Raw genomic sequence first — 22,798 nt, 5'->3', positions numbered from 1 at the left:
CTGACTCCACAAGCACCCACACGAATTGCTTGATTCAGTTGTTAAAGAGCGGTTGGTTAAGATCTTTCGTCTCAACCGAGGCGCGCATTCTACAGCAGCCTCATTTGCTGTCAAGTGATTATTTTCATTTAAATTCAATCACTTGCGCTAGAAGCGACTCAAGTTGCTCGCTAGCGGGAGGCGAATAATACAGGATCAAAACAGGTGGTCAACCCCCGCGTGAAAATTCTTTTGATCGCGCCTGCGAAAACTACCAAGCTCTGTACCGGCTATATAAAGAAGCAATCACCCAATCACCCCCGCATAGATCGCTCGATCAACATTCCCCCCAGACAGAATCACGCCGACCGTTTCCCCCTCCCTCCCTTCACGCTCCTGCATCAACGCCGCCAACGCGGACGCGCCCGCGCCTTCAGCAAGGTTATGGGTATCGGTGTAATACACGCGCATGGCTTCGGCGATTTCGCTTTCGCTGACCGAGACAATCCTCGCCGCACCCTCCTTATAGATGTCGAACGCCTCGGCAATCGGCTTGCGCACGGCCAGGCCGTCGGCAAAGGTATTGGCTGACGCAGTTTCACAGATCGCTTTTGCTTCGAACGACAGCTTGGCGGCCATCGCTTCCGTGGACACCACTCCCACCACCTCGGTGCTCAGGCCCAACGCATCACGGGCAGCGATCACGCCGCAGATCCCTGAACCACAGCCGATGGGAACGTAGACGGTGTCCAGATCCGGCACTGCACTGAACAGTTCCAGCGCATAGGTCGCAACCCCCTTGACCAGCTCGGTATGGAACGGCGGCACCAGGTACAGGTCATGTTCATGCGCCAGACGAGCCGCCTCCTCACGAGCTTCATCGAAATCACGCCCGAACTCGACCACCTCACCGCCAAACCCGCGCATGGCGTTGTTCTTTTCCAGCGAGTTGCCCTGCGGCACCACGATCAATGCCCTCAGCCCCACTGCACTGGCTGCCAGCGCAAGACTTTGGCCATGATTGCCACGCGTTGCAGAAACGATGCCTTTGACATTCGGGTGCTCACGGCGCAGCCAGTGCATGAAGGTAATGCCACCGCGCACTTTGAACGCTCCGGTCGGTGTGTGATTTTCGTGTTTGACCCAAACCGTGCATCCCAACCGCTCGGCCAGCAAAGGCCAGCGATACTGGGCGGTGGCCGGCATCACCTGGTAAACCTGGCGGGCTGCGTGTTCGATATCATCGCGACTGAGTGTATGCATGAGCGTCTCCTTGGCTTTGTCCCAATCTAGGCACGCAGGCGTCACGTCGGCTTTCAAAAAACCGACCTGACTTTTATGCCACCCCTTCACTACTATGACGCCCATGAGCCATCGAAACCGTCAGCACCCCACACCCCTTGCGGAACCGGTCCGTCGTATCGAGGCAGGTTCGTGGACGATCGAGTTGCTGCCCGGCGCAGCTTACTCGGCACGCTACGTGGCGACCCAGTCAGCCATTGGCTTTGCCTTCGACAGCCAACGCGGGCTGCATGCCATCGGCACTGACCGGATACGTCCCTTCGACGCGATGCCCAATGGCCTGGCGTTCGTCCCGGTCGGCTGTGATGTGTTGTCCGAGTCCCCCGTGGGCGGTGAATACCTGCGATTAATCCGTACCAAAGGTGTTGCGCTGGCCGGTGATCGGCCATTCAACAATCGCATCGACCCGCAAGCCATTCTCCTCGCCCAGCGAATGCGCAGCGCGCTCTTGCAGCCCAAATGGGACGATGACTGGGAAACCTGGGCGATGGCGCTGGCTGAACGAGCGGCAGCTCAAGATGTGCCAGTGCCCTGCGGCTCGATCACCGACAGCCGAATGCGACGGCTGGATGAGTTCATTGACGCAAGTCTCAACGGCCCGCTCGATGTTCTGTCGATGGCACAACTACTCGAATTGTCCGAAGGCTATTTCACTCGTGCCTTCAAACAAGCCACAGGCAAAAGCCCCCATAGCTATCTGATCGACCGGCGCCTGGCCAAGGCTCGGGCGATGATATGCGATGGAAAAACGGCCTTGTCGCAGATCGCCCTGGCCTGCGGCTTCAACTCACAGGCGCACATGACCAGTGCTTTCAAACAGCGTATTGGCGTAAGCCCGGCGCAATTGCGCACAGCCACGCACCAAAGCGCCAATGCCGACAACCAGCATTCGACGCAATGACTTACGTCCCCTCTTGCCCCTGATCCAGAGAACCCTACTCAAACCATCGGCCGTGTTCTGCATTACCGATTGCACGCTATTCATGCAGGCTGCACGAGCCCCCTCGCCTCTGCAATTTTCATCCGCCCGCCAGTGGCATTCAAACGCCTTTCTATGGTGTCCTTTCAGTCAGGAGCCCGTTGTTCCCTCACAGGCTCACAACATTCCAGCCATTAACCGAAGAGGTTCGTTTCATGAGCAATCCGTCTTACGTACCACCCAAGGTCTGGAAACACAGTGCGCCTTCCGGTGGCCAGTTCGCCAGTATCAATCGCCCGATTGCCGGGCCGACCCATGAAAAAGAACTGCCCGTCGGCAAGCACCCGCTGCAGCTTTACTCGCTGGCCACGCCCAATGGTGTGAAGGTAACCATTCTGCTCGAAGAGTTACTGGCGCTTGGCTACACCGACGCTGAATACGATGCCTGGCTGATCCGCATCAACGAAGGAGACCAGTTCTCCAGCGGTTTTGTCGGGATCAACCCCAACTCGAAAATTCCGGCGCTGGTGGACCGCAGCGTGGAGCCGGGCATTCGCGTGTTCGAATCCGGATCGATCCTGCTGTATCTGGCGCAAAAATTCGGCGCCTTCCTGCCCTCCGATCCGGCGGGTCGCACCGAAACCCTGAATTGGCTGTTCTGGCAAATGGGTGCAGCGCCCTACCTGGGCGGCGGTTTCGGGCACTTCTATGCGTATGCGCCGGAAAAACTTGAATACCCGATCAACCGATTCACCATGGAAACCAAGCGTCAGCTGGATGTACTCGATCGCCGCCTGAGCGAAAGCCCCTACCTTGCAGGCAACGACTACACCATCGCCGACATCGCGGTCTGGCCGTGGTACGGGCAACTGGTGCGCGACAACGTGTACTCCGCCGCCGAGTTTCTTTCCGCCCATGAATACACCCACGTGCAGCGCTGGGCGCAAGAGATTGCCGAACGTCCTGCGGTGATGCGTGGCCAGCGCGTCAACCGGACGTGGGGCGATGAGGCGAGCCAGGTTGCGGAGCGACATCAGGCGAGCGATCTCGATTGACATTGGCCTGATCCGATTCAGCGCCTGTAGCCTTCGGCATCAGGCGCTGTGTCTGATAAATCGCTCCCACCGCCCCACGGACCGCTACGCTTTATTTCCAGGTGTCAGCGGCCCAATGATGCAAGTGCGACACCCGAGCTCGAACAACAACGGAGGGTCGTCCACCCGCATGAACATTCTTTACGACGAACGGGTCGACGGCGCCTTGCCAGGCGTTGACAAGGCCGCGCTTCTGCAAGCCCTGCAGCACCAGTGGCCAGACCTGGAAGTGCTGCATCAGTGCGAAGAATTGAAACCGTACGAGTGCGATGGCCTCTCGGCCTACCGCACCACCCCGCTGCTGGTGGTGCTGCCACGGCACATCGATGAAGCTCAGGGTGTGTTGCGGATCTGCCACGAACGGCGGGTGCCGGTGGTCGCCCGAGGCGCCGGGACCGGTTTGTCCGGCGGTGCCCTGCCGCTGGAGAAAGGCGTGTTGCTGGTGATGGCGCGTTTTAACAACGTCCTGCACATCGATCCCGCCGCCCGTACAGCAAGGGTTCAGCCTGGCGTGCGCAATCTGGCGATCTCCCAGGCTGCCGCGCCGTTCGGGCTGTATTACGCGCCTGACCCTTCCTCGCAAATCGCCTGCTCGATCGGCGGCAACGTGGCGGAGAACGCCGGCGGCGTGCACTGCCTCAAGTACGGCCTGACCGTGCACAACCTGCTCGAGCTCGAGATTCTCACTGTCGATGGCGAACGCCTGACGCTGGGCTCGCAGGCACTGGATTCGCCCGGTTTCGACCTGCTGGCGCTGTTCACCGGTTCCGAAGGCCTGCTCGGGGTCATCACCGAAGTCACGGTCAAACTCTTGCCCAAACCGCAGACGGCCAAAGTGCTGCTGGCGGCGTTCGACTCCGTGGAAAAGGCCGGCCGCGCAGTGGCCGACATCATCGCGGCCGGCATCATTCCCGGTGGCCTGGAGATGATGGACAACCTGGCAATCCGCGCCGCCGAAGACTTCATCCACGCCGGTTATCCGGTGGACGCCGAGGCGATTCTGCTCTGCGAGCTCGATGGCGTTGAAGCCGATGTGCACGATGACTGCGCGCGGGTCCGACAAGTGCTCGAACACGCCGGCGCCACCGAACTGCGTCAGGCCCGGGACGAAGCCGAACGCGTGCGATTCTGGGCCGGGCGCAAGAATGCCTTCCCCGCCGTGGGGCGGTTGTCGCCGGACTATTACTGCATGGACGGCACCATCCCGCGCCGCGAGTTGCCCGGCGTTCTGCATGCGATCGCACAGCTTTCAGCCGAATACGGCTTGCGGGTCGCCAACGTATTCCATGCCGGCGACGGCAACATGCATCCGCTAATACTGTTCGACGCCAACCGACCCGGCGAGCTGGAGCGTGCCGAAGCGCTGGGCGGCAAGATCCTCGAGCTGTGCGTGAAGGTCGGCGGCAGCATCACCGGCGAACATGGCGTGGGTCGGGAAAAAATCAACCAGATGTGCGCACAGTTCAACAGCGATGAGCTGACCCTGTTCCACGCCGTCAAAGCCGCGTTCGATCCCGGCGGACTGCTCAACCCCGGCAAAAACATTCCGACCCTGCATCGCTGCGCCGAATTCGGCGCCCTGCACGTGCACCACGGGCAATTGCCCTTCCCCGAGCTGGAGCGGTTCTGATGGGTGAAACGAAGGATTTCGATGATAGCGCCGCGCTGCTCGAACAGGTCAACCGGGCACTGGAAAACGCCACGCCGCTGCGCATTCAAGGAGCCAACAGCAAGGCGTTTCTCGGACGCATCGTCGGTGGGGAAATTCTCGACACCCGCGCCCATCGGGGCATCGTCAGCTACGACCCGACAGAGCTGGTGATCACCGCGCGCTGCGGCACTCCACTGGTAGAACTGTTGGCCGTGCTGGACGCCTCGCAACAGATGCTGGCGTGCGAGCCACCGGCTTTCGCCGACGATGCCACGGTCGGCGGCATGGTCGCCAGTGGCCTGTCCGGGCCACGTCGGCCCTGGTCGGGATCGGTGCGCGACTTCGTGCTGGGTACGCGGATCATCACCGGCCATGGCAAACACCTGCGCTTCGGCGGCGAAGTCATGAAGAACGTCGCCGGCTACGACTTGTCGCGTCTGATGGCCGGCAGTTATGGCTCGCTGGGTGTCATCACCGAAGTCTCGCTCAAGGTGCTGCCCAAACCGCGAGCGTGCCAGAGCATCAGCCTGGAAATGACCGGCGAACAAGCCCTGCTGCGTCTGGCCGAATGGGGCCAGCAGCCGTTGCCGATCAGTGCTGCGTGTCACACTGGCCGGCAACTGCACTTGCGTCTTGAGGGTGGCGAAGGCTCAGTGGCGGCTGCCCATGATCGCCTGGGTGGCGAGCTGATCGACCGTTCGTTCTGGGCCGATCTCAACGAGCAGCGCCTGGGCTTCTTCGATGACGATCAACCGCTCTGGCGCCTGTCCGTGCCGCTGAACACCCCGCCGCTGAACCTGCCCGGCCAGCAGTGGCTCGACTGGGGCGGAGCGCAACGCTGGCTCAAGTCCACGGCCGAAGCTGCGGTCATTCGCAAAGCGGTCGGCGACGTCGGCGGGCATGCGACCTGTTACAGCCACGGCCTGATCGACCAGCCATTCCAGCCACTGGCGCCCGCCCTGCTTCACTATCACCGCCAACTCAAACGACAACTCGACCCCCGGGGCATTTTCAACCCCGGGCTTCTGTACGCGGAGCTTTGAGCCATGCAGACCACCCTCAGCCCGCAAGCCCGACAACTGCCCCGCGCCGAAGAGGCCGAAAGCATCCTGCGCACGTGCGTGCATTGCGGATTCTGCAATGCGACCTGCCCGACTTATCAATTGCTCGGCGATGAACTGGACGGCCCGCGCGGGCGCATCTACTTGATCAAGCAAGTGCTCGAAGGCAACGAAGTTACGGCAAAAACCCAGCAGCATCTGGATCGCTGCCTGTCGTGTCGCAACTGTGAAACCACCTGCCCTTCCGGCGTGGACTATCACAACCTGCTCGACATCGGCCGGGCGGTGGTGGACGCCGCCGTCCCGCGGCCGCTCGGGCAGCGTCTGTTGCGTGAAGGACTTCGATGCATCGTGCCCGATCCACGGTTGTTCAAAGGGCTGATCAACGCCGGCCAGACGTTTCGGGCGCTACTACCCCATACCCTGCAAGACAAACTGCCACGCAACGTGGCGCTACCTGCCCCGCGCCCCGCCATCCATCATGCGCGGCAAGTGCTGATGCTTGAGGGTTGCGTGCAGCCGGGATTGTCCCCCAACACCAATGCCGCAGCGGCGCGGGTGCTGGATCGTCTGGGCATCAGCGTGATTCCTGCCCGCGAGGCTGGCTGTTGCGGCGCGGTGGATTATCACCTCGACGCCCAGACCACCGGCCTTGAGCGCGCTCGCCACAACATTGATGCGTGGTGGCCGGCCATCGAACAGGGTGCCGAGGCGATCGTACAGACCGCCAGCGGTTGCGGTGCGTTCATCAAGGATTACGGGCATTTGCTTCGCGCCGACCCAGCCTATGCCGAAAAGGCCAAAGCCGTCAGCGCGCTGGCAAAAGATCTGGTTGAGGTGCTGCGCGAAGAGCCGCTCGAATCCTTCGGCATCCACGCCAATCAACGTGTGGCTTTCCATTGTCCCTGCACCTTGCAACACGCGCAGAAACTCGGCGGTGCGGTGGAGTCGGTGCTGACACGACTGGGCTTCGACCTGACTGCCGTCCCCGACGCTCATCTGTGCTGCGGCTCGGCGGGTACTTACTCGATCACCCAACCGGCGCTGGCCAGGTCACTGCGCGACAACAAACTCGATGCGCTGGAGAGTGGTCATCCCGAGATCATCGCCACCGCCAACATCGGCTGCCAGATACACCTCGACGGCGCCGGCCGCACGCCCGTCAGGCACTGGATCGAGCTGGTGGGAATCACTGGGGCACCCGGTCGGTGATGCGGTCCTGCAGGAAGTCGACAGGCTCTGCACACGCCTGATCGGCAGCCTGCATCAACCGGTGATGTTCGACAAGGCGGCTTTCGCGCGTCGCTTGCAGGCCACGGGGCGCCTTTGACAAGTCAATCGGCGCCCGTTTTCGCTTCATCCGCTCACCCTCGTCTCGTTGCGGGTAAACATGTTGCCCGCATCGCGCACCAACTGTCGCCACTCGGTGTTGCTGATGAGCCCCTGTTCCAGCATGTCGTCGGCCCCCTTGAGCAAATCATCGTAGTGGTCCTGCGGATCGAACTGTCCCTGCGGTTGTGTCGCCAGCTTGCGCCAGGCCGACAGTGACTCTTTCTTGCGCTGATCGTACATTTCGAATGTCTCGCGAAGATGACATCCGGTAGAGCCGTCATTCCTCTGCGTCGTTCTACGCACTCGACGAATGGAAGCCGACCGGGTGGCACAAGTGAACCTGTACACCGCGCTGGGCGGTGGCTGGAGCCCGGTCGAGTCGCCACCGCCAGCACCTTGAGTCATGTTTTCTTACACCTTTTGTCGCCTGTTCCGACATTGACAGGTGATCAAAAACCGACCTGCCGGATCATTTTGGTATCATGCGCCGCTTTTACGGTTAACCCGCCCGCCTGTCCTGCCGACTGGCGGGCTCCAAAGGGCGGTATGAAATGACGGCTTTGTTGACTCGCCGCAAGGTGCTTGCGGGAATGGGCGTACTCGGTCTCGGCCTGCTCGCCGGCTGCGACACCCGCGGCGAACTGTCGTACAAGTACGGCAAGGATCTGAGCGACAAGATCCTCGGACGCACCTTCAAACTGAAGGACACCGAAGGCAACACCGTGACGTTGTCGAGTTTTCGCGGCCTGATGCCGATGATCTTCTTCGGCTTCACCCAGTGTCCGGCGATCTGCCCGACGACCCTGGCCCGCGCCGCAAAAATCAAGAAGCTGATGGGCAAGGACGGCGACATCCTGCAAGTGGTGTTCATCACCCTCGACCCGGAACGCGACACACCGGAAATCCTCGACGCCTACGTCAAGACCTTCGATCCAAGCTTCGTCGCGCTGTACGGCACCCTCGAAGAAACCAAGGCCACCGCCAAGGAATTCGACGTGTTCTACGAAAAAGTCCCGGCCGGCGACACCTATACCCTTTCCCACACCGCCACCAGCTATGTCTACGACACCCGGGGCACGTTGCGTGTGGGTCTGTCTCAATCGCTTTCTGCACAAGAGTGCACGGAAGATTTGCTTACCGTCATGGAGGTCTGCTGATGAACCCTTTTCTGAACCACATCAAACGCGCCGCACTGGGCCTGTCCCTGCTGGGCCTGGCGTTCCAGGCATCGGCGCAGACCAAGGTCGACGACGCCTGGGTGCGTGCGACCGTGCCGAACCAGTCGGCCAGCGGCGCGTTCATGACCGTTACCGCCGACAGCGACAGCAAGCTGCTCAGCGTTGCCTCGCCGGCGGCCAAGGACGTGCAGATTCATGAGATGACCATGAAGAACGACGTGATGAGCATGGGCCCGGTGAAATCGGTCGACCTGCCCGCCGGCAAAGCCGTCAACTTCGACCCGAATGGCTACCACGTGATGCTGATGGGCCTGACCGCTCAGTTGAAGGAAGGCGACAGCGTGCCGCTGACCCTGACCGTCGAAAACGCCAAGGGCGAAAAGGAAACCGTTGAAGTCAAGGCGCCGGTCAAGGCGCTGACCATGGAAGGCCACGATCACAGCAAGATGCATTGATCGACTGATCGAGCCGGCCTGCCCGCACCATGCGGGCAGGCCGGCGCTGTTTCAAACCAGCTTCACCTCAGCCTGGATGTTATTGCGCGTCGCCTTCGAGTACGGGCACACCTGATGCGCCGCTTCCACCAGTTTCTGCGCCGCTGCGCGCTCCATCCCCGGCAGACTCACATTGAGTCGGGCCTGTAGCAGATACCCGCCCGCATTGGTGCCCAGGTCCACCTCGGCATCCACCGCCACGTCGGCGGGCAGACTGATTTTCTCCTGCGCCGCCACCGCTTTCATCGCGCCGATGAAACACGCCGACCAGCCTGCCGCAAACAATTGTTCCGGATTGGTCCCGCCGCCACTGGAGCCGGGCGACGACAGTTTTACATCGAGGATCCCGTCGGAACTGCGCGATGCACCGTCACGCCCACCGGTGGTGTGGGTTTTCGCGGTATAGAGGACTTTTTCGATCTGACTCATGGCGTTCTCCTGAATGAAATACAGCAGATTGTCCACTCGGCGCCTCCCGTCGCAGCTTGAGGTGCGCCACCCGTTTCACACAGCCCTCTCACTATAGACGCGGGTTTGCCGGTCACCCGGCAAGAGGACGGGCGGATTGCTCAGTAATGACGACTGCTCAACTCCCCGCCCCACCATGCGCCTCTTCAAAGAAATAATCCTTCCAGCTATCCGCCTTGTTTTTCAGCACACCCAGCTCCTGCAATTTCTCTGCATAGATAAAGGTGCGCTGCGGCACCACGGTGAAATCGATTTCCGGGGCGGTGACGATTTTCTCCACCAGCGCCAGCGGCAACTTCGAGTGTTCAACCCGAATGTAAGCCTGAGCCGCCGCAGGCTTGTCGGCTTTAATAATTTTCTCGGCCTCAGTCAGTGCGTCGTAGAACGCCTTGTAGGTTTTCGGGTTTTCGTCGTGGAATTTTTCCGTGGTGTAGAGCACGTTGAACGTAGCCTGGCCGCCGAGCACGTCGTAGGAACTCAGCACCTTATGCACGTTGGGATTCTGCAACGCCTGATACTGGAACGGCGGGCTGGAGAAATGCGCGTTGATTTCCGAGCCGCCGGCGATCAATGCGGCCGTGGCATCCGGGTGCGGCAGGCTGACGGAGATGTCGTCGAATTTCTTGTACTGGTCATTGCCGAATTCCTTGGCCGTTTCGATCTGCAGCGTGCGTGACTGGAAGCCCACGCCCGCTGCCGGCACGGCGATGCGATCCTTGTCGCTGAAGTCCTTGAGGGTTTTCACGTTCGGGTTATTGGTCAGCAGATAATTGGGCATCGAACCCAGCGAAGCGATGGCTTTGACGTTCTGCTTGCCCTTGGTGCGATCCCACACGGTGAGCATCGGCGGCACGCCGGCCGAGACCACGTCCAGCGATCCGGTGAGCAGCGCTTCGTTCATGGCGGTGGCGCCGGAAATGCTGTTCCAGTCGACCTTGATGTTCAGGCCCTGGGCCTTGCCGTGCTTCTCGATCAAGTGCTGATCGCGCACCACATCCAGAATCAGATAACCAATGCCGAATTGTTGGGCGATGCTGATTTTGCCTTCAGCCTGAGCGGTGTTGCCGAGCAGTGCACCAGCCAGCGAAGCCACCAGCAGCGTCAGTGCAGAACGTTTGAACGGTAGGGCCATGACAACCTCGCAGTGATTTACCGGGAAATCTGTGAGGCCGGACTTTATCGCTATAAAAAACGAAATTTAAATACCGTTATCACATATTGATATCACTGGAAAACCAGCTTCGAAAAACTGATGAACAGGCTGATACCGACGTTCAAGGCGTACGCTGGTTGAACCGGGTTCTAAGACCGTCGGCGTTCAATGACAGGCGCTTCGCGGTTTCCACGAACGGGGTGACGGTCAGGCTGTACAGCGTCAGATAACGCGTGCGGTCCTGCTCGCCCGTGCCGAAGCGCAAGGCTTCGGGCTTTGAGGTGGTGACGTACAGCGTGCCGAACAGCCAGTCCCACAGTGACAGATTGATCGCGAAATTCTTGTTGAAATGGCGCGGTGCGTCGCTGTGATGAATCTGGTGCTGGGCCGGGCTGCTGAGCACATGCTCGACCGCCGGCCCGAACGACAGCCAGACATGGCTGTGCCGCAGATTGGAGCCCAGGCTGTTGATGATCAGCGCCAGCCAGGTCACGCCGAACAGCGTGTAGCGGCTGACCTCGCCGCCGCAGGCATACCAGACCGCCCCGGCAAACGCGCCGAGGCCGGCGGTGATGACGATTCGTTCAACGATCGATTCGGCAATGTGAATCCGGCTGGCGGTGGCCGGCACCAGCACCGGCGCCGAATGATGAACCTTGTGAAATTCCCACAGATAGCGGGAATGGAAGGCGCGGTGAATCCAGTAATGCAGAAAATCCCTGAACAGGAACACGCCCAGTCCGTAGAACAACGCGATCAACGGGTGTTCCGGCACTTGCTCGCGCGCGCCCCACAGCTGAGTGAAAAACTGTGCGTAGTCGCCCGAACGCAGAATATGCGGGTCGACGAGGCCGACCACGGGCAACACCAGCGTCACCCGAAGAATCGCCTTGATGAAGTAATAACGGTAATCCAGCCAGGCCGAACGATGCCCGTGAACACGACCGCCGCCGACAAATCGCCAGAAGGATCGGGCTTGCGTCAGGTGCCGGGATTTTCGGTGGCGATAAAGGCCGTATGCCACGCCGTAGGATGTGAGCAGAAACACCACACCGAGGCGGCCGTTCAAATCGAACAGGCCAAGGAACCGTTCGGTGACCGGATCGATCACCCAGCGGCTGAGCTGCGCGTAAAGTTGCGCGAGTAAATCCACGACGAACGACTCCATCAAGGGTCGCGCATTGTAAATCGCACTGGTTCGCAAATGCAGCACGAACGGATCAAAGGCCGCTTAAACAGCCTGAAACAATAAAACCGCCGCCGCACTCAGGCCGGAAAACCGCCAAGACGGTCGCCGATCAAGGCCCCGCCCCTTGCGGATGGATCACAGCGTTCTTCGGGACCGGATGACCCAACCGTTTAAAAAGGCGATCAGACAGCCGACGCTTGGTATCATCGCCCACACTTTTATGACGTTTTAATGGCTGGAAGGTCTTTTTTTGTGAGTGCTCTTTTTCAACGGGTTCGGCGCCTGGATGCCCGCCTTCTTTCTCTGGTTTTTCTGGTACTGATCGTGCCGGTCTGTCTGCGGACGGCACTCGGCTGGTCGAGCCTGTTCGGCTATCTGTCGGATCTGGCCATCGGCAGTCTGCTGGTGGTGGTGTTGCACCGCCGTCCCTGGTGGCTGGCGCTGCCGGTGCTGCTGTTCTGGGGATTGCTGGCGGTGGCGACTGCGGAACTGGTCAGCGCGGTCGGTCGCCTGCCGACCGTGGCAGACCTGCATTACCTGATCGACCCACAGTTCGTGGAAAACTCCACCGGCGGCGGCTTCGCCCATCCCGGCGTGGCTGCTGCATTGCTGATGGCTCTGGTCCTGTGGCTGCTGAGTCACTGGACTCGACGCGCGAAGACGGCCCCCGCTCTGCCCCGTGCAGCCTGGGCGACGCCGGTGCTGCTGTTCTCCGCGTACTGGGGCGCGCAACACCTGGACCCGAGCGATGCCGATCCGTGGCGCCTGTACAACCTGCCGCATCAGTTGTTGGCCGCGCAGTTCGCCGACGCACAGATGCAGGCTGAAGAATGGCTGGAAGGCGATACTCCGGTAGCTCCCCCACCGATGGCCGGTCTCACCGATCTGGATCTGAACGGGCGTCCGTTGCTGGCAGCCAAGGGCCAGGCGCGCAATGTGCTGATCGTCGCCCTCGAAGGCATTCCCGGCGCCTACATCGCCGCCAATCGCCGGGCCATCGGCAGCCATTATCAGGAAGACCTGATGCCCCACCTCAGTCGCTGGGCCGAGCGCGGCATGAACACCCCGGATTACGTGCTGCACACCCACCAGACCATTCGCGGTCTGTACGCCATGCTCTGCGGCGATTACGACAAGCTCGACAACGGCACGCCCAAAGGCGTGGAAATGCTGACCCAGCACGAGCGCAATCAGGCCTGCCTGCCGGCCCAGTTGCGCCAGCACGGTTTTGCCACTCATTACCTGCAAGGCGCAGGGCTGCGGTTCATGGCCAAAGACAAGATCATGCCGCACATCGGTTTTAACGCGACCCATGGCCTGGAATGGTTCACCAACGCCAATTACCTGGAATTCCCGTGGGGCAAGGACGACAAGGCGTTCTTCGAAGGTGCGCTGAAATACGTCGGCGAACTGAAAAAACAGAAGCAGCCGTGGATGCTGACCCTGCTGACCGTCGGCACCCACCAGCCCTACTCCGCGCCAGAGGACTACCTGCAACGCTACGACACGCCGAAGCAGGCCGCCGTCGGCTATCTGGACGATGCACTGGAACAGTTTCTCAGCGGCCTCGAACGCCAGGGCGTGCTGAAAGACACGCTGGTGGTGATCACCTCGGACGAATCCCACGGCATCGACGGCGTACGCCTCGCGTCGTCCTGGGGCTTCAACCTGACCCTCGCACCGGAGCAGGCGCAACTGCCGCGCCTGAACGCCGGGATCTACGGTCACGTCGATCTGAGCGCGTCGATTCTGGATTACTTCGACTTTCCGGTGCCTTCCGCCCTCAGCGGTCGCTCGCTGTTTCGCGATTACGATTCGGGCCGTGAAATCATGTCATTCACCAACGGCAAGCTGCGCTATCACGACGGTCGCGGCCTCCTGACCGAGTGCGACATGCCACGCCGCTGCCGCAATTACGCCAGCAATGGATTCATCGCCGAAAGCGCCACGTTCAAGGGCAACGCCAGCGGCCAGAATGCCCGGGACATCGCCGCCCGCGCTTCGGCCCTGGACCTGTCGCTGCTGCGTACCCCGCTCAATCAGCGCTATCAGTTCGGCAGTACCAACGTCATCCCGCTCCAGGCGCAGATCAAGGACGACTGGGCCGACAACCTGATCGGCGCGCAATACCTGGAAATGCCCAAGGGCTCCCATACCCGCGTACGCCTGACCGTACGTTCGGTCGATCCGCAGCAGGCGGCGTACATTCAGCTCAAGGCCAAGGAGTTCGAACAGGACGTGCAACTGGGCCTGCCGACCGAGATGGTCGCCACGGCGGATCAGCCGCTGGAGATGGATTTCAGTTTCGACAACCCGCAACCGCGCAAGGCGTTCTCGTTCCACTTGTTGGGGTACGGCCTGGGCGCGGTGGAAGTCAGTGACTTCAGCGTGATCACCGAACTGCCGGGGCAACAGGATCTGCTGGACGAGATCCCGGAAGAAGACACCGCTCAATCGAGTTGAGGTCGACGCCAGCGTCGCAACGACGCTGGCGTCCATCCGGCGTCAGCGATCAGAACGTGGTGCGCAGTCCGACCTGAATGCTGCGCCCTTGTGCCGGCGCAATATCCCGCAGGATCGAGCTGGCGTAACGCACGGTCTGGTTGGTCAGGTTCTCGGCATTGACGAAGGCCAGCCATTTGCTCTGGCCAACATCAAAGTGATAACCCACATTGGCCCCCAGCGTGGTGTAGCCGTCGGTGCTGCTTTCGTTGTCTGGCACCCGGTGTTGGGAACTGGCGTGTTCCACATCGATCCGCGCCTGCCAGCGATCCAGCTCCCACAACAACCCCGTGTTCAACCGCAGCGGTGCGATGCGCGGCAAGTCCTGGCCGTTGTCGAGGTTCTTGGCCCGGGTGTAATCGCCCGACAGCTCCAGCGCAAACTTGCCGTAGGCGTTTTCGCCGAGGGTCCAGCGATCCTGTGCTTCGATGCCGCTGAAGCGCGCCCGCACGCCGGAGTAGGTGTATTCAGGAATGCCGTCGGCGTCCTCCTCGCCTTCGTCGTTGAGCGTGCGCCCGGTCCCGAGCAGGCCGATGTAGTTGGAGAAATGGCTATAGAAGACGCCGACGCTGCCCTTGTGGGTGCCGTTGTCAAAACGCAGCGCCAGGTCACTGGAGACGGCTTTTTCTTTCGACAGCCCCGCGTCCCCGACTTCATAAGTGCCGGTGGCGACGTGGGCGCCGTTGGCGTAAAGCTCATAGAACGTCGGCGCCCGTTCGGTGTAGCCCAGCGTAGCGGCGACCGACCAGACCGGCGTCAGCGTGTACACCGCGCCGGATGACAGGCTAGCAGCGGTGAAGCTGCTGGAGCGATCGGCATTGGCGAAGCGCTCGTTGCCTTTGGCGTCCGGGTCGACCGTGGTGTGTTCAAGACGTCCACCGAGGGTGAACAGCAGACGATCCGTGGCTTGCAGCTCTTCGAGAATAAACAGTGCGCCGGCGTCGGTATCGGTGTGCGGCACGAACGCTTCCTCGCCCAGCGCCGAGAACTCGTTGCGACTGACCTGCGCGCCAATCACCCCGTTGAACGGGCCCAGCGGCTGATGCCGGGCTTCAACCCGCGCCTCGTAGCCCTTGTTCTTGAACGTGGTGCCGACCTCGCCGACCTCGATTTCGCGGTGCTGGTAATCGGTGTAGCCAGCGTCGAACTTCACCGAGCTGAACGGGCCGTCGAGGTTGCGGATTTCCGAGGCGAACGCGTAGTGCTCCTGCTCCATGCGGATGCGCACATCGTCTTCGGCCGGCGAGCCGTAGTTGGAATCGTAATTGCTGTATGACAGCCCCGCGTAACCGTCATCCCAGGTGTACGACCCGCCCACCGCACCGCCGTCCTGGCGACCGTCGCTGTTGGCCAGCCGATGCTTCTTCGAGTCGCCATCGTCGTTCGCCCGCTCACGGCCGGTTTTGGCGTAGCCGGGGATTTTCAGGTCATTGAACTCGCGGGCGCTGGCGTCCAGGTGCAAGGCGAACTGACCGTTACCGGCTTCAAGCTTGCCGGCGCTGCTGCGGGTGGTGTCGGCGCCGCCGTAGCGCAACTCACCGGCACCGTGAATACCTTCGATGGCTTCGGTCGGGATGCGGTTGTCGAAGGTGTTGACCACTCCGCCGATGGCGCTGCCGCCGTACAGCAAGGCCGCCGGACCACGGACGATTTCAATGCGTTCGACATTGACCGGATCCAGCGGCACCGCGTGATCGTAGGACAGCGACGAGGCGTCCAGCGCGCCAACACCGTTGCGCAGAATGCGGATGCGATCGCCGTCCTGCCCGCGAATGATCGGGCGACTGGCACCCGGGCCGAAGTAGGACGACGACACACCCGGCTGCTTGTTCAGGGTTTCGCCGAGGCTGCCCTTTTGCTGCAGCGTCAGGCTGTCGCCGCTCAACACGGTCGAGGGCGAGGCCAGGGTCTGACTGCCCAGCGGATTGCCGGTGATGACTTGCGGTTGCAGTTCCAGCGGGTCGGCGGCAAATGCGGGCGAAGCGATCAGCAGCGCCGAGGCCATGAGTGTCAGGCGGGGTTGGAAGGCGGGGAAACGGGAAGGCATTTCAGGAATCCGTCAGGCAGAAAAGTGAGGATCGATGCCAGCGCTACACAGGGTGTATTACCGGCACCGATCAGATGAAATCATTTTTATGTTATACAATAACATTTCTAATGACCATCACGTTTCTTCCACAAAATTGCAAACCATCGCTCAAGCACGGGCGTTTCAGCGCCCTGCCCGGCGCCGGCACCCAACACTTCGCGTAAGAGACTGCGCCTATCAGGCACCAATAGTCGGCCTATTAGCTGACTCGCCAAGTCGGGTCTAGCCTTACTACTCCGAAGTCGGCACGAGCCGGCCGCAGAAGACCTGATAAGGACCCGAACATGGCAAATGAATCGAAATGCCCGTTCAATCACGCCGCCGGCGGTGGCACGACGAACCGCGATTGGTGGCCGAATCAACTGAACCTGAAAATCCTGAGTCAGCACTCGCCCGCATCCGATCCGATGGGCAAGGACTTCGACTACGCCAAGGCTTTCAAAAGCCTGGATTTCCAGGCCCTCAAACAAGATCTGACGGCGCTGATGACCGACTCCCAGGAGTGGTGGCCAGCGGACTTCGGCCACTACGGCCCGCTCTTCATCCGCATGGCCTGGCACAGCGCCGGCACCTATCGCACCGCTGACGGCCGTGGTGGCGCAGGCTCCGGCCAGCAACGCTTCGCCCCGCTCAACAGCTGGCCGGACAACGTCAGCCTCGACAAGGCCCGTCGCCTGCTGTGGCCGATCAAACAGAAATACGGCCGCAACATTTCCTGGGCCGACCTGATCGTGCTCACCGGCAACGTCGCGCTGGAATCGATGGGTTTCAAAACCTTCGGTTTCTCCGGCGGCCGCGCGGATGTCTGGGAACCGGACGAAGACGTGTACTGGGGCTCGGAAAACAAATGGCTGGGCGGCGATAACCGCTACGGCAAGGATCCGGAATCCATGCAGCCGCCGGGCGACGGCACCCTGGTGGCCGAACCCGCCGAGCACGGCAATGAGGAAAGCCGCACCAATCAGGGCGAACGCAATCTCGAGAACCCGCTGGCCGCGGTGCAGATGGGCCTGATCTACGTGAACCCGGAAGGCCCCGAAGGCAATCCCGACCCGGTGGCCTCGGCCAAGGATATCCGCGAAACCTTCGGCCGCATGGCCATGAACGACGAGGAAACCGTCGCTCTGATCGCCGGTGGACATGCCTTCGGCAAGACCCACGGCGCAGGCCCCGCCGATAACGTTGGCCCGGAACCGGAAGCCGCCGGCCTCGAAGAACAAGGCCTGGGCTGGAAAAACAGCTTCGGCACCGGCAAGGGTGCCGACACCATCACCAGCGGCCTGGAAGTGACCTGGACCACCACTCCTACGAAGTGGAGCAACAACTATCTGGAAAATCTGTTCGGCTTCGAATGGGAACTGACCAAGAGCCCGGCCGGTGCCCATCAGTGGAAACCGAAAAACGGCGCGGGTGCCGGCACCATTCCCCACGCCCACGACCCGAACAAACGCATCGACCCGACCATGCTCACCTCCGACCTGGCCCTGCGTTTCGACCCGGCCTACGAGAAGATTTCGCGGCGTTTCCTGGCCAATCCCGATCAACTGGCCGATGCCTTCGCTCGGGCCTGGTACAAGCTGATCCACCGCGACATGGGCCCGTTGTCACGCTACCTCGGCCCGGAATTGCCCCAGGAAGAATTGCTCTGGCAAGACCCGATTCCCGAGGTCACACATCCACTGGTGGACGACAGCGATATCAGGGCGCTGAAAGGAAAAGTGCTGGCGTCCGGGCTGTCCGTCTCGGAACTGGTTTCCACCGCCTGGGCGGCCGCATCGACCTTCCGGGGTTCGGACAAGCGCGGCGGCGCCAATGGCGGGCGTCTGCGTCTGGCGCCGCAGAGATTCTGGCAGGCCAACCAGCCGGAGCAACTGGACAAGGTGCTGAAAGTTCTTGAAGGCATTCAGAACGAGTTCAACGCCGGTGCGACAGGCAAGCAAGTCTCGCTGGCGGATCTGATCGTGCTGGCCGGTAATGCCGGGGTCGAGCAAGCGGCGCAAAATGCCGGGCACACAGTGACCGTTCCGTTCAATCCGGGGCGCACCGATGCAACTCAGGAGCAAACCGACGTCGAATCGTTTGGCTTCCTCGAGCCGCACACCGACGGCTTCCGCAATTACGCCGCCAACACGTACCGCGTGCCGGCCGAAGCGTTACTGATCGACAAGGCGCAACTGCTGACCCTTTCCGCCCCGGAAATGACCGTACTGATCGGCGGCCTGCGTGTGCTGGACACCAACGTCGGCAAAACCCGACACGGGGTATTCACTGACAAACCCGGCACCCTGACCAACGACTTCTTCCGCAACCTGCTGGACATGGGCGTGGAATGGAAACCAACGTCCAAGACCGAGTTCGAAGGTCGCGACCGTAAAACCGGCAGCGTGAAATGGACGGCGACCCGGGTCGATCTGGTGTTCGGCTCCAACGCGGTACTGCGGGCGCTGGCCGAGGTGTATGCCAGCTCCGATGCAAAGGAACAGTTCGTCAACGACTTCGTTGCAGCGTGGGCGAAGGTGATGGATCTGGACCGGTTTGATCTGCGCCAATAAGCCTTTTTCATCCCCCCACAAAAACGCCGCTCATCGAGCGGCGTTTTCTATTGCCCTGAAACAGCGTCAGGCAAGGCTTTTGCTGACCACTTCATACACATCGCTGGACAACTGACCGGACGCGAGAATCCGCTCCAGCTCCGCCTTCATCAGCGCCTGACGAGCGCTGTCGTACTTGCGCCAGCGGGTCAGCGGCGCCAGTTGGCGCGAAGCGATCTGCGGGTTGAAGCCGTTCAGCTCGATCACCAGATCCGCGAGGAAACGATAGCCCGAGCCATCCGCCGCGTGGAAGTTGATCAGGTTCTGCCCGGCAAAGGCGCCGACCAGGGCACGCACCTTGTTCGGGTTCTTGATGTTGAACGCCGGGTGCTGCATCAGCGCTTTCACGCGCTCCAGTCCGCCCGGCAAGGTGCTGCCGGCCTGCACGCTGAACCACTGATCCATGACCAGCGGATTGTCCTTGAAGTGCTCGGCGAAACTGGCCAGAGCCTTGGCTTTCTGCTCGTCGAACGGCGAGTTGACCAGCACCGCCAGCGCGGTCAGGCGCTCGGTCATGTTGTCGCAGCTGTCGAACTGTTCCAGGGTTGCCGCCAGCACTTGCGGCTTGCCGCTGAGCATCAGGTACGACAGCGCGATGTTCTGCAACGCGCGACGGGCGAAATGCTCGGCTTCGGCCACGTACGGGGTTTGCTTCGACAGGTCGCGGTTGGCCTGATAACGCAGCCACAGCGCTTCGAACAGGTTGTCCGCCAGTTGCTGACGGGCGAACTCGCGGGCGGTGTGGATCGCGTCCACGTCAGCGATTTCGCTGATTTCAGTCAGGTACGCCTCACTTGGCAGCGAGAGCATTTCCGCGACCATCGCCTGATCCAGCGTCTCGTCCGACAGCACAGTGCGCAGGGCCGAAACCAGACGCGGATCGAGCACCAGGCTTTCGCCCTTCTGCTGCTGGCCGATCAACTCTTGCAGCACCTGCACCGACAGTTGCTGGCCGGCATCCCAACGATTGAAACCGTCGGTGTCGTGCTGCATCAGGAACATCAGCTGATCGCGGTTGTACGGGAAGCTCAGTTTCACCGGCGCCGAGAAGCCGCGCAGCAAGGACGGCAGCGGCTGTTCGGCGATGTCGACGAAGGTAAAGGTCTGCTCGGCTTCGGTTACCGAGATCACTCGAGTGGTGCCTTGAGCTGCGCTTTCACCGGCCAGACGCAGGGCGATTTCGTTGCCTTGGCTGTCGAGCAGGCCCAGTTCCACCGGGATCACGAATGGCAGCTTTTCAACCTTGTCCGGAGTTTCCGGGCAGCTCTGGCGGAAGGTCAGGCTGTAGGTTTTCGCAGCGGCGTCGTAAGACTCGCTCACCGCCAGACGCGGCGTGCCGGCCTGACTGTACCAGCGCTTGAACTGGGTCAGGTCGACGCCGTTGGCATCTTCCATGGCCTTGATGAAGTCGTCGCAGGTCACGGCCTGGCCGTCGTGGCGTTCGAAGTACAGGTCGCTGCCCTTGCGGAAGCCTTCGGCGCCCAGCAGGGTGTGGATCATGCCGACCACTTCCGAGCCCTTTTCGTACACGGTCAGGGTGTAGAAGTTGGAAATCTCGATGAAGCTGTCCGGGCGCACGGCGTGGGCCATGGGACCGGCATCTTCGGCGAACTGGTGGGTACGCAGGTACGCCACGTCTTGAATGCGCTTGACCGTGGCCGAGTTCATGTCAGCGGAGAAACCGGCATCGCGGAACACCGTGAAGCCTTCCTTGAGCGACAGCTGGAACCAGTCGCGGCAGGTCACGCGGTTGCCCGACCAGTTGTGGAAGTACTCGTGGGCAACAATCGCTTCGACCCGCTGGTGCGCGGCGTCGGTGGCGGTTTCGGCGCGGGCCAGCACGGCGCTGGAGTTGAAGATGTTGAGGCCCTTGTTCTCCATCGCACCCATGTTGAAGTCGTTCACGGCAACGATCATGAAGATGTCCAGATCGTACTCGCGACCATAGACCTCTTCGTCCCAGCGCATCGATTTCTTCAGGCTGTTCATGGCGTGCTGGCACTTGTCGATGTTTTCCGGCTCGACGTAGATGCGCAGCGCCACATTGCGGTTGGTCATGGTGGTGAAGGAGTCTTCAACGCACCACAAGTCACCGGCCACCAGCGCGAACAGGTACGCCGGCTTCATGAACGGGTCTTCCCAGGTCGCCCAGTGCCGGCCGTCTTCGCCGGGGCCGCTGGCGATCGGGTTGCCGTTGGACAGCAGCACCGGATAGCTGTGCTGCTCGGCGACCACGGTGGTGGTGAACTTGCTCATCACGTCCGGGCGGTCGAGGTAATAGGTGATCTTGCGAAAGCCTTCGGCCTCGCACTGGGTGCAGAACATCGTGCCGGACTTGTACAGGCCTTCCAGCGCGGTGTTGGTTTCCGGATGAATCTTGACGCTGGTGTCGACCGTGAAGGTTTCGCTGGCCGGTTGCAGGGTCAGGTGATTCTCCGTCAGCTGGTAGTCGGCGGCGCTCAGTTCCTGGTCGGCCAGGGTCACCGAGAGCAGTTCCAGCTGCTGGCCATCGAGCACCAGCGGCGGCAGGCCCGGGCCACGGGCCGGGTTGCGGCGCATCACCAGTTGCGCGTGGACCAGACTGTGGTCCTCGAACAACTCGAAGGTCAGGTGTGTTTCGTCGATCAGGTACTCGGGCGCCTGATAGTCCTTCAGGTAAATCATCTTCGGTTGTTCGGTGCGCATGCTGAAGTCCTTATTGATGCACGGCGAGCTGATAGGCCGTGTATTTGCGAATGTTGATCACGCCGGTGTCGAAGATCAGGTACTGGCCCTTGATCCCCAGCAGCGTGCCTTCGGCAATCGGGTTCTTGTCCAGGTTGAAGCTGACGATCTTGGCCGGGTACTGCTCGACCGGGTAGCGGATTTCCAGCGGCTCGACATCGGCGATGGTCTGAATGGCCTGCAGGCCGAATCGCTCCTGCAAACCCTGCAGACCTTCGGCGCAGCTTTCGAACAATTGATCGCGCACCTGCGCCAGATCCACCGCCGCCGCGTCGCCCTTGAGCAAGGCGCGCCAGTTGGTCTTGTCCGCCACTTGGCTGCGGAACAGGTCTTCGACGAAGCCCGACTGTTGGCGCGTGGACACGCGAATGATCGGCAAGGCCTGACTGGCGCCCTGATCGAGCCAGCGGGTAGGCAACTGGGTCGCGCGAGTGATGCCGACCTTGATCCCGGACGAATTGGCCAGATAGACGATGTGGTCGGTCATGCAGAACGTCTCGCCCCACTCCGGCTCACGGCAGGTGCCGGCCTCGAAATGGCAGCGCTCCGGGCTCATGATGCACACGTCGCACTGGGCCAGTTTGGTCATGCACGGGTAGCAGTAACCCTGACTGAAACTGGTCTTGGTCTTGCGCCCGCAATGGGTGCAGTGGATCGCCCCCAGGTATTCCAGACGCACCGTGCTGCCGATCAACGGGTTGACCGGCACCTCGACGTCATCCAGACGAAACGCATATTGCACGTTCGGCCCGTCCAGGCGCGCCGACATTTTGCTGATTGCACCGCGGCCGATCTCGATCAATGGAGGGCGTCCGACTTGAACAGGATGTTCGGCACTTCGATCGACTTCGACGCACATTCCTGCGGCCCCATGTAACCGGTGCGCTCTTCCTCGGGCAGGTTCTGCATTTCCCAGGCGATCATCGCCTGCAACGACAGCTCGCGCTGTTCGGCGGTGAGCTTGCCACCGTCGGACCATTTGCCGATCTCTACGGCCAGTTTCAGGCTCTGGTAGATGTCCGGTGTGATGTTTTTGATCAATTCGTTAAAAGAGGACATCAGGGTCTCCGTG

The 22,798-nt window shown here is 61.3% G+C and carries 19 protein-coding genes; 9 read left to right on the top strand and 10 right to left on the bottom strand.

Features of this window, described 5'->3' with window-relative positions:
- Positions 1-285 precede the first annotated feature (285 nt).
- Entirely contained in the window at positions 286-1,242 is a 957-nt protein-coding gene (locus tag L6D81_RS28180) for a threonine dehydratase (RefSeq protein ID WP_236182844.1), read from the bottom strand.
- A gap of 94 nt (positions 1,243-1,336) precedes the next feature.
- On the opposite strand from L6D81_RS28180, the gene L6D81_RS28175 reads away from it, so the two are divergent.
- The 5 genes from L6D81_RS28175 to glcF all read left to right on the top strand — a co-directional run bounded on the left by L6D81_RS28175 (position 1,337) and on the right by glcF (position 7,218).
- Entirely contained in the window at positions 1,337-2,182 is an 846-nt protein-coding gene (locus tag L6D81_RS28175) for a helix-turn-helix transcriptional regulator (RefSeq protein WP_236182842.1), read from the top strand.
- A 233-nt stretch (positions 2,183-2,415) separates the two neighbouring features.
- Entirely contained in the window at positions 2,416-3,255 is an 840-nt protein-coding gene (gene yghU / locus L6D81_RS28170; protein ID WP_236182841.1) for a glutathione-dependent disulfide-bond oxidoreductase, read from the top strand.
- Between the two features lie 169 nt (positions 3,256-3,424).
- The gene (gene glcD / locus L6D81_RS28165) at positions 3,425-4,924 is read left to right on the top strand and encodes a glycolate oxidase subunit GlcD (protein WP_236182840.1); all 1,500 of its coding nucleotides are present in this window, start codon (positions 3,425-3,427) and stop codon (positions 4,922-4,924) included.
- On the top strand, positions 4,924-5,988 hold the full coding sequence (gene glcE, locus L6D81_RS28160; RefSeq protein WP_236182839.1) for a glycolate oxidase subunit GlcE: 1,065 nt from the start codon (positions 4,924-4,926) through the stop codon (positions 5,986-5,988). The genes glcD and glcE overlap by 1 nt, the downstream gene beginning before the upstream one ends.
- Before the next feature lie 3 nt (positions 5,989-5,991).
- Positions 5,992-7,218, top strand: a complete 1,227-nt coding sequence (gene glcF, locus L6D81_RS28155) for a glycolate oxidase subunit GlcF (RefSeq protein ID WP_236182838.1) — start codon at positions 5,992-5,994, stop codon at positions 7,216-7,218.
- Here glcF and L6D81_RS28150 read toward each other — a convergent pair.
- Entirely contained in the window at positions 7,196-7,366 is a 171-nt protein-coding gene (locus tag L6D81_RS28150) for a hypothetical protein (RefSeq protein WP_236182837.1), read from the bottom strand. The genes glcF and L6D81_RS28150 overlap by 23 nt on opposite strands.
- Positions 7,363-7,578 carry a hypothetical protein gene (locus L6D81_RS28145; protein WP_236182836.1) on the bottom strand — a complete coding sequence of 72 codons (216 nt, stop codon included), beginning with the start codon at positions 7,576-7,578 and terminating at the stop codon, positions 7,363-7,365. Before L6D81_RS28145 ends, L6D81_RS28150 begins: the two co-directional genes overlap by 4 nt.
- Before the next feature lie 311 nt (positions 7,579-7,889).
- Between L6D81_RS28145 and L6D81_RS28140 the strand changes: the two genes are divergently transcribed.
- Entirely contained in the window at positions 7,890-8,495 is a 606-nt protein-coding gene (locus L6D81_RS28140) for an SCO family protein (RefSeq protein WP_039770777.1), read from the top strand.
- Positions 8,495-8,971, top strand: coding sequence for a copper chaperone PCu(A)C (locus L6D81_RS28135; RefSeq protein WP_236182835.1), 477 nt, complete (start codon positions 8,495-8,497; stop codon positions 8,969-8,971). The genes L6D81_RS28140 and L6D81_RS28135 overlap by 1 nt, the downstream gene beginning before the upstream one ends.
- 51 nt (positions 8,972-9,022) lie before the next feature.
- Here the strand turns inward: L6D81_RS28135 and L6D81_RS28130 are convergent, their stop codons facing one another.
- From L6D81_RS28130 to L6D81_RS28120, 3 genes are all read right to left on the bottom strand, one after another.
- Positions 9,023-9,439: an organic hydroperoxide resistance protein gene (locus L6D81_RS28130; protein ID WP_236182834.1), complete on the bottom strand. Its 417-nt coding sequence runs from the start codon at positions 9,437-9,439 to the stop codon at positions 9,023-9,025.
- A gap of 157 nt (positions 9,440-9,596) precedes the next feature.
- Positions 9,597-10,610 (bottom strand): ABC transporter substrate-binding protein, encoded by a 1,014-nt coding sequence (locus L6D81_RS28125; RefSeq protein ID WP_236182833.1) that lies wholly within the window; start codon positions 10,608-10,610, stop codon positions 9,597-9,599.
- A 142-nt stretch (positions 10,611-10,752) separates the two neighbouring features.
- Positions 10,753-11,784, bottom strand: coding sequence for a sterol desaturase family protein (locus L6D81_RS28120; protein ID WP_236182832.1), 1,032 nt, complete (start codon positions 11,782-11,784; stop codon positions 10,753-10,755).
- A gap of 288 nt (positions 11,785-12,072) precedes the next feature.
- On the opposite strand from L6D81_RS28120, the gene L6D81_RS28115 reads away from it, so the two are divergent.
- Entirely contained in the window at positions 12,073-14,283 is a 2,211-nt protein-coding gene (locus L6D81_RS28115; protein WP_236182831.1) for an LTA synthase family protein, read from the top strand.
- Between the two features lie 49 nt (positions 14,284-14,332).
- On the opposite strand, the gene L6D81_RS28110 is transcribed toward L6D81_RS28115, so the two are convergent.
- Positions 14,333-16,369, bottom strand: a complete 2,037-nt coding sequence (locus tag L6D81_RS28110; RefSeq protein ID WP_236182830.1) for a TonB-dependent receptor — start codon at positions 16,367-16,369, stop codon at positions 14,333-14,335.
- 326 nt (positions 16,370-16,695) lie between these two features.
- Between L6D81_RS28110 and katG the strand changes: the two genes are divergently transcribed.
- A complete protein-coding gene (gene katG / locus L6D81_RS28105; protein ID WP_236182829.1) occupies positions 16,696-18,963 on the top strand; it encodes a catalase/peroxidase HPI in 2,268 nt (755 codons plus the stop codon).
- 66 nt (positions 18,964-19,029) lie between these two features.
- Here the strand turns inward: katG and pepN are convergent, their stop codons facing one another.
- The 3 genes from pepN to L6D81_RS28090 are packed head-to-tail and all read right to left on the bottom strand — an operon-like array spanning position 19,030 to position 22,785.
- On the bottom strand, positions 19,030-21,687 hold the full coding sequence (pepN, locus tag L6D81_RS28100) for an aminopeptidase N (RefSeq protein ID WP_236182828.1): 2,658 nt from the start codon (positions 21,685-21,687) through the stop codon (positions 19,030-19,032).
- Between the two features lie 10 nt (positions 21,688-21,697).
- Positions 21,698-22,528: a DUF2797 domain-containing protein gene (locus L6D81_RS28095; RefSeq protein ID WP_236182827.1), complete on the bottom strand. Its 831-nt coding sequence runs from the start codon at positions 22,526-22,528 to the stop codon at positions 21,698-21,700.
- Positions 22,525-22,785, bottom strand: coding sequence for a YeaC family protein (locus L6D81_RS28090; protein ID WP_236182826.1), 261 nt, complete (start codon positions 22,783-22,785; stop codon positions 22,525-22,527). Before L6D81_RS28090 ends, L6D81_RS28095 begins: the two co-directional genes overlap by 4 nt.
- Positions 22,786-22,798: the final 13 nt, after the last annotated feature.

It is taken from the genome of Pseudomonas sputi (assembly GCF_021603585.1).
In the GTDB taxonomy this organism is placed as follows: domain Bacteria; phylum Pseudomonadota; class Gammaproteobacteria; order Pseudomonadales; family Pseudomonadaceae; genus Aquipseudomonas; species Aquipseudomonas sputi.
The sequence above is the reverse complement of the archived record's forward strand: the minus strand, read 5'-3'. Positions and strand labels throughout refer to the sequence as shown.